At 61.7% G+C, this 12,673-nt stretch carries 12 protein-coding genes; 7 read left to right on the top strand and 5 right to left on the bottom strand.

Annotation, left to right across the window (positions count from 1 at the left end):
- Positions 1-71: 71 nt before the first annotated feature.
- The 5 genes from CSQ93_RS21240 to CSQ93_RS21220 all read left to right on the top strand — a co-directional run bounded on the left by CSQ93_RS21240 (position 72) and on the right by CSQ93_RS21220 (position 6,623).
- Positions 72-776: an ArsR/SmtB family transcription factor gene (locus tag CSQ93_RS21240; RefSeq protein WP_099379751.1), complete on the top strand. Its 705-nt coding sequence runs from the start codon at positions 72-74 to the stop codon at positions 774-776.
- Between the two features lie 134 nt (positions 777-910).
- On the top strand, positions 911-1,765 hold the full coding sequence (locus CSQ93_RS21235) for a DUF3667 domain-containing protein (RefSeq protein WP_233516287.1): 855 nt from the start codon (positions 911-913) through the stop codon (positions 1,763-1,765).
- Positions 1,766-1,854: 89 nt separating this feature from the next.
- Positions 1,855-2,580, top strand: coding sequence for an ABC transporter ATP-binding protein (locus CSQ93_RS21230; protein WP_099379749.1), 726 nt, complete (start codon positions 1,855-1,857; stop codon positions 2,578-2,580).
- Positions 2,577-4,898: a type II CAAX endopeptidase family protein gene (locus CSQ93_RS21225; protein ID WP_099379748.1), complete on the top strand. Its 2,322-nt coding sequence runs from the start codon at positions 2,577-2,579 to the stop codon at positions 4,896-4,898. Before CSQ93_RS21230 ends, CSQ93_RS21225 begins: the two co-directional genes overlap by 4 nt.
- 72 nt (positions 4,899-4,970) lie before the next feature.
- The gene (locus tag CSQ93_RS21220) at positions 4,971-6,623 is read left to right on the top strand and encodes a patatin-like phospholipase family protein (RefSeq protein ID WP_099379747.1); all 1,653 of its coding nucleotides are present in this window, start codon (positions 4,971-4,973) and stop codon (positions 6,621-6,623) included.
- Between the two features lie 70 nt (positions 6,624-6,693).
- On the opposite strand, the gene CSQ93_RS21215 is transcribed toward CSQ93_RS21220, so the two are convergent.
- The 5 genes from CSQ93_RS21215 to CSQ93_RS21195 form a co-directional block, all read right to left on the bottom strand.
- Positions 6,694-6,912: a hypothetical protein gene (locus CSQ93_RS21215; RefSeq protein ID WP_034784905.1), complete on the bottom strand. Its 219-nt coding sequence runs from the start codon at positions 6,910-6,912 to the stop codon at positions 6,694-6,696.
- Between the two features lie 79 nt (positions 6,913-6,991).
- Positions 6,992-7,573 (bottom strand): TerD family protein, encoded by a 582-nt coding sequence (locus tag CSQ93_RS21210; protein ID WP_099379746.1) that lies wholly within the window; start codon positions 7,571-7,573, stop codon positions 6,992-6,994.
- A 33-nt stretch (positions 7,574-7,606) separates the two neighbouring features.
- Complete coding sequence (locus CSQ93_RS21205) at positions 7,607-8,302, bottom strand: TIGR00266 family protein (RefSeq protein WP_099379745.1); 696 nt, start codon at positions 8,300-8,302, stop codon at positions 7,607-7,609.
- Between the two features lie 72 nt (positions 8,303-8,374).
- Complete coding sequence (locus CSQ93_RS21200) at positions 8,375-8,950, bottom strand: TerD family protein (protein ID WP_034784897.1); 576 nt, start codon at positions 8,948-8,950, stop codon at positions 8,375-8,377.
- A gap of 130 nt (positions 8,951-9,080) precedes the next feature.
- Positions 9,081-10,160, bottom strand: coding sequence for a DUF475 domain-containing protein (locus tag CSQ93_RS21195; RefSeq protein ID WP_099379744.1), 1,080 nt, complete (start codon positions 10,158-10,160; stop codon positions 9,081-9,083).
- A 117-nt stretch (positions 10,161-10,277) separates the two neighbouring features.
- Between CSQ93_RS21195 and nhaR the strand changes: the two genes are divergently transcribed.
- Both nhaR and CSQ93_RS21185 read left to right on the top strand, forming a co-directional pair.
- Entirely contained in the window at positions 10,278-11,192 is a 915-nt protein-coding gene (nhaR, locus tag CSQ93_RS21190) for a transcriptional activator NhaR (RefSeq protein WP_099379743.1), read from the top strand.
- A 123-nt stretch (positions 11,193-11,315) separates the two neighbouring features.
- Positions 11,316-12,650, top strand: a complete 1,335-nt coding sequence (locus CSQ93_RS21185) for an MFS transporter (RefSeq protein ID WP_099379742.1) — start codon at positions 11,316-11,318, stop codon at positions 12,648-12,650.
- Positions 12,651-12,673: the final 23 nt, after the last annotated feature.

Here is a 12,673-nt window from a genome sequence, read left to right as displayed (position 1 = left end):
TTCCATTGCAGTGAGGTAGGGACACGAGTATGCTGGTCCTTTCACCACAACACTTCGCCCACGGACGAATCATGGATGACAGCCCTCAACAACGCACCGCCGACATGGGCTTGGCGCAACTGGCTGGCGCCATCGCCGAACCGGCCCGCGCACGCATGCTGTGCAGCCTGCTCGATGGCCATGCGCGCACGGCCACGGAATTGGCGACCTTGGCCGAGGTAGGCGCCTCGACGGCCAGCGCCCATCTGGCGCGCTTGCGCGAGGATGGCTTGCTGTCGATGCTGGCGCAAGGCAAGCATCGCTATTACCGCCTGGCCAACGCCGAGGTGGGACGGGCGCTGGAAGCGCTGCTGGTGGTGGCCGGCGTGGCGGCAACGCCCTTTACCCCCACCACGCCCGACCGCCTGCGCCATGCGCGCACCTGCTACGACCACATGGCCGGCAGTGTTGCCGTCACCCTGCACGACCAGTTGCACGCGCAAGGCTGGCTGCTGGACGATGGCGGCGAAGGTGAGTATTGCCTGTCGGAAGCGGGCACGGCCGGCATGGCGACCCTGGGCATCGACGTGCCGCAATTGCAGCGCCAGCGCCGCCGCTTCGCCTGTGCCTGCCTGGACTGGAGCGAGCGACGCGCTCACCTGGGCGGTGCGTTGGGGGCCGCCATCCTGCAACTGGCCCTGCGCCAGCGCTGGGCCGAGCGCGAACTCGACAGCCGCGCCCTGCGCCTCACGCCCGCTGGCGAACGGCGCCTGCTGGCCGCCTTTGCTGGCGCCTGAACGGCGCAGGCATTTTGTATCTCGAAAGCAACTACACAGAGAAAAAATGTGCTTTTACCATTCTTTTCCTTCATCATAGGCTGCGCCCTTGAGCGATCATTTTTTGGCCATGGAAAGAGTTCATCTTGAAAACAGTGTCATCCAGCACGAGTCCCGCCAGCACCTGCCATAACTGCAATACCGATGCGCCAGGCAACTTCTGCAGTGCCTGCGGCCAGGCAACGACCCTGCACGTACCGAGCGCGCGCGAATTCCTGCATGAATTTGTCGCCCATTATGTGGCGCTCGAAGGCAAGCTCTGGCGTACCCTGGCCCTGCTGCTGTTCCGTCCGGGTGCACTGAGCAATGAATACATCGCGGGGCGCCGCGTGCGTTACGTGGAGCCGCTGCGCGTCTACCTGACCTTCAGCATCCTGTTCTTTGCCATCCTCAAATTCAGCAGCCCCGACATGTTCCTCACCGTCCACGATCAGCCAGCCCAGGTGAGCGCCCACGGCCCCCGTCACATTCCGGAAAATACGACCTCGCCCATGCAGCTCAGCATTCTGGGCCAGACACCCACCCTGCCGCAGCAATGGCAAGACTTTGAGCAACTGCCCACGGCGGAGAAACAAAAACTCGTGGTGGACAGCTTTTACCATTACGCGCCGTACGCCATGTTTTGCCTGATGCCGCTGTTCGCCCTGTTCCTGAAAATTCTCTACCTGGGCAGCGGACGGCGCTATGGCGAACATTTCCTGTTCGCCCTGCATACGAATGCCTTCGCCTTCATCACGATGGCGCTGATGACCTTGATCCCCGTCAACATTGTCCGCCTCGTACTCGGCGCCTGGCTGCTGGCCTATCTGCCCTGGGCCATGTGGCGCGTGTATCGAAGCGGCAAACTCGCCACCGTCTGCCGCTGGCTGTTATTGATGGCAGCCTACGGCATCGCCATGAGCCTGGCGATCCTGGCCTGCATTGCCATCGGCGTGATGTTGCGACATTAAGTTAAGCCACTAAGTTACGCCACCCAGTAGCGCTCTGGCGGCGCTATATCCGGCTATCATCCTGCACGCTATCTTTTTTGGGATGCACGATGATTGCCTTCGAAGGTTTGTCCAAACAGTACGGCACGTTCGAGGCCGTCAAGCCGCTGACCTTGCAAGTGGGAAAAGGTGAAGTCTTCGGCTTCCTGGGCCCGAACGGGGCCGGCAAGACCACCACCATCCGCATGCTGATGGGCATCCTCGTGCCCAGCGCCGGCCGCGTGCTGGTCGATGGCCTCGATTGCCAGCGCGATGGCGCCGCCGTCAAGCGCAAGGTGGGCTACCTGCCCGACACCCCCATCTTTTACGACTATTTGCGGGGTCGTGAAATCCTGCAATTCGTGGCCGAAATGCATGGTTTTTCGCGCACGGAAGCGGCCGCCCGCGCCGCTCGCCTGCTGACGGAATTCGGCCTGGACGAGGCGAGCGAGGATTTCGCCGTCAATTACTCGCTGGGCATGAAGAAGAAACTGGGGCTGGCGTGCGCGCTGATCCACGATCCGGCCGTGCTGATCCTCGATGAACCGATCAACGGCCTCGACCCGCGAGCTTCGCGCGACGTGCAGGAACGCCTGCTGCGCCGCGCCGCCGCCGGCACCACGATCTTTGTGTCCACGCATTTGCTCGACATGGCGCAAAAGCTGTGCAGCCGGGTCGCCATCATCCACCGTGGCGCTCTGGTGGCCACAGGCAGCCTGGACGATATCCGCCAGCAACTGTCCAGCGATGGCAGCCTGGAAGAGCTCTTCTTGCAACTCACCGATGAAACCACATGACAGCGGCGCCGCCCACTGCCTGGCGCGCCGTCTGGCTGCTGACCCGCTTGCGCCTGCAGCGCCTGCTCAACGTGAGCGGCCGGGGCTTTTCCTTCAAGAAAAACAGTAATAGCCGCCCCGCCACGCCTGGCAAGCGCGGCGGACGCTGGCTGCTGGGCGCGCTGCTCTTGCTGCCCATGCTGTTGTCCTTCGGCAGCATCGCCCGCCACAGCGTACTGAACATGCATTGTTTGCTGGACCAGGTCGCCGCCTGCCAAGCGCGCGGCAGCCTGCATACGGGCAGCGGCCTGCTCGACCCCGTCATCGCGCAATGGATGGCGGAGCCCTTCAGCGCGGTGCTGATCGGTGGCCTGACCCTGCAGCTGGCGCTGTTGTGGCTGGTCAGCGTCCTGCTGCCGCTGGGCATGGGAGAATTGTCGAAACCGGACTGGGACCTGGAATGGCTGGTCACCCTGCCCGCCGAGAAAAGCACCTTGCTGTGGGCGCGCGTGCTCGAACGCACGCTCGTCAATCCGGCCGGTTTGCTGGCCCTGTGGCCCAGTACGACCGTGATCGCCTGGTACTCGGGCCAGGCCTGGCTTGCACCACTATCCGGCCTGCTCGCCAGCCTCGTCCTGCTGGCCCTGGCCGCCATGCTGCGCACCCTCGTCGACACGGGCTTGCGCCTGTCGCTCACGCCATCCCGGCTGGGCAACCTGCAGGCGGTGATTTCGCTGGCGGGCCTGTTTCCCATGTATCTGGGTATGTCCTTCGGCATGGGCATGGGAGGCTTCGCCTATGACTGGGCGGCCGCCATGCCCGCCTGGAGCCACTGGACGCCGCCGGGCCTGCTGGTGCGCGTGCTCAATGCCGATGGCGTGGCCGCCTTGCTGCCCGCTATCCTGCTGCTGGCACAAACGCTGTTGTTGATGCTGCTGGGCATGGCCGTGCTGCGCCGCCAGTTGCGCCACGGCGTCGTGGGCGCGGGCCAACGCGAAGCGGCGCGCAAGCCGGCAGCGGCGCCATCGCCCACGCAGCGGTGGCGCCCGCGCCTCGGCACGGCGATCCAGCGGCGCGAGCTGACGTTACTCTTGCGCGACCGCAATTTTCTCGTGCAAACCCTGCTGATGCCACTGCTGATCCTCGGCGGCCAGGCCGTGGTGACGGGCCAGGCGCGCGACCTGCACGCGCTGCTGGATCATCCCGTCCTGCTGGCCTCCACCGGCTTTTTCCTCGGCACCTATGTGCTCATGATGTCGGCTTTCCAGACCCTCAACAAGGAAGGCGGCGCGCTGTGGCTGCTGTACACGTTCCCCGTCTCCATCGAACAGGCGCTGCGGCAAAAGGCGCAGCTGTGGGCCGTGCTGGCCCTGCTGTATCCATTGATCCTGTTCGGCGTGGCGCTGGCCTGGCTGCCCGCCTGGTCGTGGCAGACGGCGGGCCTGATGCTGCTGGCCCTGGCCGGCATCCCCTTGTATGCGCTGATCGCCGTGGCGCTGGGCGTGTTTGCCAGTGATCCGCTGGCCACGGAAACCACGGCAAAGCTGCGCCCCACGTATACGTACCTGTATTTGCTGCTCACCGGCCTGTACATTGCCGCCCTGGCCGCCGGCAGCCTGGTGCAGCAACTGGTGTTTGTCGTGCTCACGGGCGCGCTGGCCGTGGCCCTGTGGCAAAAGGCGCGCGATGCGCTACCCTACCTGCTCGACCCCGCCGCTTCGCCGCCAGCGAGAGTAACGGCGGCGGACGGCCTGATCGCCGTCATGCTGTTTTTCATCTTGCAGACACTGGCCTTGATCCTGCTCAAAGGTAGCAATGCGACGCCGCTGGCGCAGCTGGCCATCGCCTTCGGCGCGGCCGGCGCGCTCACGTATGCGCCGCTGCGCCTCGTCTACTGGCGCGCCGGGACGGCCGGCGTACCGCGTATCGGACAGGGCCGCCAGCCGTGGCGCCGGGGAATCGCGGGCGCCTGTGCCGCGGCGCTGTTCGGCATCGGTTACGCGGCCCTGTTGCAGCCAAGCGCTTCAACATTGATGCAGATCAATAGCGACGGACTGTGGCTGCTGGCCCTGGGCATGCTGGCCGCGCCCCTGTGCGAGGAATTCCTCTTCCGCGGCTTGCTGCAGGGCGGTTTGCGCCGTTCTCTGCCGGCCTGGCAGGCGATCGGCATCGCTGCCGCGCTGTTTGCCCTCGTGCATCCACCGGCCGCCATGCTGCCCGTCTTCGCGCTGGGCCTGTGCACGGGCCATGCCTACGAGCGCAGCGGCGCGCTGCTGGCCCCCATGCTCGCGCACGTGCTCTACAACGCTGCCATGCTCGGCTACCAGCTGAATAGGTGATTGTTGCCGGGTTTGCTAGAATCGCACACGTTTCCGTCCGTATCCCAACCCCTGACTACGCACAGATCACGCATGAATCCACGCTTGTTTGTCCCATGTATCCTCGTTGCCCTGCTGAGCGGCTGCACGGTACTCGCCCTGCGCCCCAACAGCGGCGTCGAAAACCGCACATTTACCGTGCAGGAAACCCCGCGCCTGCGCATCGACGCGCCCAAGGCGCGCATCCAGAACCCCATGCCCAACGACCATTTCATCGGCATCGCCCTGTCCGGCGGGGGCAGCCGCGCCGCGAATTTCTCGGCCGCTTCGCTGGAACAGCTGGAACAGTTCGGCCTCGTCAGCGGCGCCTCGGCCATTTCCGGCGTGTCGGGCGGCGCCATCGCGGGCGGCTACTATGCGCTGCATGGCAGGCAGACGGACTGGCCCTTGCTGCGCAGCAAGCTGAAAACGGATTTCTTTGGCCAGACCATCTTGAAACCGGCCAACCTGACGACGATGTTGTTGACGAACAAGACACGCACCTCGTTCCTGTCTGACGTGCTGGACGATGTGCTGTACGACAAGAAAACCTACCAGGACTTGCCGCACGACGGCCCCATCTTCCTGGCCAACGCGACGGACGCCACCGATGGCGGCAAGCGCGTGGTGTTTTCCTACGAGTATTTCTACAGCACCCTGCATTCACCGATCCAGGATATCCGCCTGGCGACGGCCGTAGCCACCTCGGCCGCCTTTCCCGGCGTGTTCGATTCCGTCACCTTCGAGCGTTTCCGTCCGAAAAACAGTTTCGTGCCGGAACTCGGTTCCGAGTCGCGCGAATCGCCGTCGTATGTCCACCTGTTTGACGGCGGTGCGGCCGACAATCTGGGCGTGGAAACCCTGTGGGACGTGGCCCTGACGCAGCTGTACGGCAACGACATGGCCGTCGTGCCACCGCGCCTGAACAGCAAGCCCTTCATCCTCCTTTCCATCGATGCCAACGCGCCCAATTCCAGCGCCGTGTTCGAAAAGATGTCGGACGAGCGCCAGCCGCTGGACCGCATCTTCAACAAGAATATCTACGACGCCGTCGACGCCCTGTTTTCGCGCCAGCGCAAGGAAAACCTCGTCAAGATGGGCTTCGGGCAAGCCCGCTTCGATACCATCACGCATGAAAGCTTTGGCGACCTGAGCCAAAAATTCGTCAAGGGCAAGCGCACCTCGGCCTTTGCCATCCCCGTGCTGTGCCGCCCCCACCTGGGCCTGTACCGCTGCGAAGTCGATGCGGCCGATCCCTTGCCGGGCCAGATCCGCACGCGGCTGGAAGGCTTTGCCTGGCATATCTCCATCGACCAGATCGCCTCGCTGGCGCTGCGCCTGGCCAGCGAAGACGTGCACGTCGACAGTGCCCGCAAGGAAGAGCGCGCCGCCCTCGTCAAGCTGCAACGCCTGGCCACGCAAACGAAAACCCATCTGAAGCTGACGGGCCCGGAAAATTGCAGCCCGGAAGTCTTGCAATCGGCCCTGTACAGCGCCGCGCGCGTGCTGATCCTCGACGACGAGGAGTCGCGCTTCGCCCTGTGCGACTACATGCTGGCGGGCCAGCTGATCAATGACGACACCGTCTGCAAGCAGCGCTATGTCCACGCCGTGCCCCGCTTTGCCATCGAAAGCGAAGATTTGCAGTACCGCAACCTGAGTTCGGACGGCAATTCCGTGAACGTGCCGATACGCTGCAAGAAGTGAGCGCCCACAAAAAAGCCCGCACGATCGCTCGTGCAGGCTTTAGCGCAAGGATTCCAAGCGCCCGGTTGATCTAGATCAACCGACTACGCCTGCGCATGTAGCTGCGGCTTAACGCCCCTTCCAGTTCCTGCTCCGTTTTATGCTGGTTTACCGTGTACAGGGCCCACAGGGCCGCCGGCGCCCAGCCGATCACAGTGCACTGCAAGATCAAGGCGGCGGCACCGGCCAGCGGGCGCCCCAGCATGAAAAACGTGAGACACGGAAGTAGCAAGGCTATCAGCAATCGCATCACGACATACTCTCCTAAATATAGAGCAGCGGACAAGGGCCGGTATCCGGTCCGTCCCCCGCCCGCTGCGTACTGCTCCTTATAGATGCACGGAGATTTGCGGCATCAAGTCGTCAAACGTGCGACCGTTGCCGTTTTCTCCGATGGCGTGCATCTTCCATTCGCCGTTATGGCGGTACAGCTTGGCCATGATCTGTGCCGTGTGGGAACCTTGCACAGACAGGTTGAAACGCGCGACTTCCTGGTTATTGCTGGCATTCAAGATGCGGCAATAAGCGTTTTCCACCTGCGAGAAGTTCTGGCCAGTAAAGCTGTTGACGGTGAAGACGAGGCTTTTCACGTTCGCCGGCACTTTCGACAGATCGACATTGATCTGTTCGTCGTCGCCATCGCCCGCGCCCGTGCGGTTGTCGCCCGTGTGATTGACGCTGCCGTCCTTGCTTTTCAGCTGGCGGAACCAGACGATATCGGACGTGCTCTTGTTCTCATCGAACATGACGCACGACGCATCCAGGTCGACGGCTTCCGTCTTCGAACCGAAACCGAGGAAACCCTTGGTCTTGGCCGCATCCCAGCCCAGGCCCATGGTGATACGGGTCAGGGTGGTACCAGCTTCTTTGTCCAGAGAAATCTTCTGGCCTTTGCTCAAATTGACAGACATACGCATAGCTCCTGTTAAGTTTTTACTGCTTGATTACGCCGGCTTGCTTTGGGTCCAGGCGAGGAAGGCCGCGCGGTTGCGCGAGCACACGAGGATTTTTCCCGTGCCTGAAAACTTCAGCACCATGCCTTCGCCGCTGGTCTGGCTATTGATCAAATTGCCCAGAAAGCCGCCGCTGCTGCCGGTCGTCATGGAAATTTCGTATTGCAGGCGGTTATCCCAGCACACGACATGCGAGTTATCGATCACCACGTCCTTGCCAGGCGTCACTTCCAGTATCGACATCGCGCCAAAACCGGACACCGCCAACTGGCCGCTGCCTGCCGTCTCGGTGATGAAAAAACCACCGCTCTGGGCAAACAGCGCATTGCCAAGGCTTTGCGTGCGCACCTTCAATTCCACGCCGGCACTGGCTGCCACGAAGGCGCCGTCGCTGATCATGTATTGCTGGGCGCCAACCTCGAGCACCCGCATCGCGCCGGGCAAGGTGGGTGACAGCAGACAATCGCCGTCGCCCCGCATGGCCTCGATATGCTGCTGAAAGAACGATTCCCCGTTGGCAAAGGTGCGCATCAGCGCGGCGCCTATGCCGCCCGTCATCTTGCCTTTCAGCTCAAGATTGGTTTCCATCATCACCATCGCATTGGATTCGCAATAAATCTTCTCGCCCTTGGCAAGCGACACATGCAGGAACGGGTCGACGTCCCCGGTAATAGTAAACACTGGCATCTGACTGTTCCTTCCTCAACTCGGTAATGATGGGGGCGGCCCGCACCGCGAACCGCCTTGACTGTTTACAACTTATACGCCGACGCCGAACGAGGCAGCCAAAGGACCTAAACCGCCCTTGTAGCCCTGGCCGATGGCCTTGAATTTCCAATCGGCGCCATTGCGGTAGATTTCACCGAAGACCATGGCCGTTTCCGCCGAACCGTCTTCCGACAGGTCGAAGCGGGCGATTTCCGTGTTGCCGTTGGCATTCACGCAGCGTACGTACGCCTTCGATACCATACCAAAGTTTTGCTTGCGCGCTTCGGCATCGTGTATCGTCACGCAGACGGCGATCTTGTCGATCTCGGCCGGCACCGTGGCCAGGTCGACGATGACGGTTTCATCATCGCCATCGCCGGCGCCGGTGGTGTTGTCGCCCGAGTGGGTGACGGAGCCGTCGCTCGACTTCAGGTTGTTATAGAAAATCATGTCGACGTCGGCGCGAACCTTGCCGTCGGCCTTCAACAGGAAGACGGAACCGTCGATATCGAACGCGGCGCCATCGGTGGCGCGGGCATCCCAGCCCAGGCCGATGATCATCTTCGAAATGCCAGGGGCTTCCTTGCTCAGGTTGACGTTGCCGCCTTTTTGCAGACTGATTGCCATGATGTATTTCTCCTATGTGGGTTGTGTATGACCAAACACCTGGCGCCCTCCACCGGCCTGACTCCCCAGGCCGGCGGCGACGCTTGCTACAACTTGCCGACAAACGGGTGTAGCGTTTGTCGCGCATTCTTTACACTGCTGTTGCCTTGACCGCTTCCAGCGCTTCCGTCTGGCCTTCTTCGAGGGCCATCCTGCGCTTGTAGCGGATCGACGACCACAGCGAGGCGAGAATGAAGGCCACCCCAATCAGACCCGTGAAGATCTCGGGAATGTGGAACTTCATGCTGACCAACATGATCACAGCCAGGATACCGATCGCATAGTGCGCGCCGTGCTCCAGATAAACGAACTCGTCGAGCGTACCCTTGCGCACCAGGAACACCGTCATCGACCGCACGAACATCGCGCCGATTGCCAGGCCCAGCATGATGATCACGACATCCTTGGTGATGGCAAACGCGCCGATCACGCCGTCAAAGCTGAACGAGGCATCGAGCACTTCCAGGTACAGGAAGCCGCCAATACCGCCGCGCTTGACGATGTCGCCCACGTTGCCGTCGCCGTTATCGCCTTCCAGCAAGCCACTGACCACATCGACGCCCACGTAGGTCAAGATACCCCACAGGCCGGCCGTCAGCACCACCAGTTTCTGGCCTTCTTCGATCATCGACAGACTGGCCATCAGCGTACCCAGCGCAATCATCACGGAAATCGACGAGATTTTGCCCAGTGCGCCCAGTTTTTCTTCAATACGGCCCAGCCAGTGCGTTTCTTTTTCCGAGTCCAGCAGGAAGTTCAGGAACACCAGCAGCAGGAAGATGCCGCCGAAGGCCGCCACTTCCGCATGGTGATTCGTCAGGTGCATCGAGTACTGCTCCGGATTGCTCAGTGCCAGATTCCACACTTCCATCAGTCCCAGGTCAGCCGCTTGCGCCACGATAACCAGCGGGAACACCAGACGCATGCCGAAGACGGCGATGATGATGCCGACGCCCAGGAACAGGCCCTGCCAGAACTTGTCCCAGTTCTTCAGCACCGAGGCGTTGACCACCGCGTTGTCAAACGACAGCGAGACTTCCATCACGCCCAGGATCACCGCGATACCAAGCGCTGCCAGCATCGTCTGCACGCCACCGTGCGTGTAACCCCACCAGGCGGAAATGCCCAGGCAGATAAATGTCACTAGAAATGACACTCTGAAATGTTTCATCGATAGTTCCCCTTTATCCAAATTCAATGGAACGTAGTATAAGGACATGTGACATATTTAAAAATAGAAGATAATGGAAGTATTACTTCGTAAAAACAGAAGATAGAGGATGCAGCGATGAAAACTACGGGTTTCAATTACCGCCATTTGTACTTCTTTTGGGTCGTCGCCAAGGAAGGCGGCGTGACGCGCGCGGCCGAACGGCTGGGACTGGCCGTGCAAACCATCAGCACCCAGCTGGCCCTGCTGGAAAAGGAACTGGGCAAGTCCCTGCTGCAGCCACAGGGACGGCGTCTGGTGCCGACGGAAGCGGGCCGCCTGGCGCTCGGTTATGCGGACCAGATTTTCTTGCTGGGCGAACAGATGCAGGAAGCGCTGGCCGACACGGACGCGGAAAAGATGCGCCTGACGGTGGGCATTTCCGATTCCTTGCCGAAACTGATGGCCTACCGCATGCTCGACGCCACGCGCAGCCTGGACAAGCCCGTCAAGCTGGTCTGCCTGGAAGATGAATTCGAATCGTTGCTGGCCGACCTGGCCCTGCACAAGCTGGACCTGGTGCTGACAGACCGGGCCGTGCCAGCCGGCGCCAGCCTGCGCGTCTCCAGCCACCTGTGGGGCGAGAGCGCCATGAAGCTGTTCGGCATTCCCGCGCTGGCGGAACAATACCGCGAGAATTTCCCGCACAGCCTGCACGGCGCGCCGTTTCTGCTCCCCGCGCGCAACAATGCCTTGCGCGGGCGCATCGACGAATGGATGGTGCAGCAAGGCGTGCGGCCCGACGTGGTCGGTGAATTCGAGGACAACGCCATGCTCAACGCCTTCGGCCGCAAGGGCCTGGGCCTGTTCTTCGCCTCGGCCAGCCTGGCGGCCGACATCGAGGAACAATTCGGCGCCGTGCTGGTCGGTGACGCCTCTTCCCTGCGCGAGCAGTTTTACGTCATTTCCAACGAGCGCAAGATCATGCACCCGGCGCTCGACGTGATCCTGGCGGCCATCCAGGCCTCCCCGAAGATTCACAAGGAAATCTGATAAATCCATTCGAAAATAACGTTTGAATAATCAATCAAAAGCGATTGTAATGAAGCCTGAGACAAACACGCGCCTGTCCCTCGCTGGAAGGGCGCGATCACCATAAAAAACAGGAGCGGCACCATGTCCACGGCAGGCAAGACGATCGATATTCCCGATCTCATCAATAACAACAAGATCGGCTCCTTCCAGATCGGCATGCTGATCCTGTGCGGGCTGTGCGTCATCATGGATGGCTTCGACGTGCAGGCCATGGGTTATGTGGCACCGGCCATCATTGCCGACTGGCATGTCAGCAAGGCCAACCTGGGCCCCGTGTTTGGCGCGGGCCTGCTGGGCATGCTGGTCGGCTCGCTCGTCTTCAGCATCACGGCCGACAAGTTCGGCCGCCGTCCCGTGCTGATCGGCTCGACCATCTTCTTTTCGCTGTGCATGCTGGTCACGCCGCTGGCAACGAATATCGAGCAATTGCAGCTGATCCGTTTCATCACGGGTCTGGGCCTCGGTGCCGTAATGCCGAACGCCATGGCGCTGGCCGGCGAATACAGCCCCCTGCGCAAGAAAGTCACCCTGATGATGCTGGTCTCGTGCGGCTTTACCCTGGGCGCCGTGCTGGGCGGATTATTATCGGCCGCGCTGATTCCCGCCTTCGGCTGGCAATCCGTGTTTTACGTGGGCGGCGTGGTGCCCCTGGTCATCGGCGTGCTGATGTTCTTCCTGCTGCCGGAATCGATGCAGTTCCTGGTGCTCAAGAAACGCAAGCTCGATAAAGTCGCCAAATGGCTGAAACGCATCGACCCGACGGTGACCATCACGGCCGACACGCAATACGTCGTGCATGAGAAGGAACACAAGGGCGCGCCCGTGCTGCAATTGTTTACGGGCGGCCGCGCCAAGATGACGATTTTGTTGTGGGTCATCAATTTCATGAACTTGCTGAACTTGTATTTCCTGTCGAACTGGTTGCCGACGATCGCCAGGGAAGCGGGCTTGTCGACGGCGAACGCCGTGCTGGCCGGCACGGCCCTGCAAGTGGGCGGCACCATCGGCACCCTCGTCATGGGCCAGTTGATCGACCGCTCCAGCTTCCGCCGCATCCTGCTGCCGTGCTTTTTGGTTGCCGCAGTCGCCATTGCCCTGATCGGCCGTCCTGACGTGTCGCTGGCCTTCCTGTTCATCACGATCTTCATCGCCGGCTTTTGCGTGGTGGGCGGCCAGCCTGCCGTCAACGCCCTAGCGGCCAGCTACTATCCGACCACCCTGCGCTCGACGGGCATCGGCTGGAGCCTGGGCATCGGGCGCATCGGCTCCATCATCGGCCCCGTGCTCGGTGGCGAGCTGATCCGCCTGAACTGGCCCAACAGCACGATTTTCCTCGTCGTCGCCATCCCCGCCATCGTCTCGGCCGTCATGGTCTTTGCTATGCGCGGCGGGCCGCAAACGGCGGCCAAGGGCTGAAAATAGCTGAAAAAACGTGAAAA

It is taken from the genome of Janthinobacterium sp. BJB426 (genome assembly GCF_002735705.1).
GTDB lineage: Bacteria > Pseudomonadota > Gammaproteobacteria > Burkholderiales > Burkholderiaceae_D > Janthinobacterium.
Note: the sequence above shows the minus strand (reverse complement) of the source record. Positions and strands in the feature narration are given on the sequence as shown.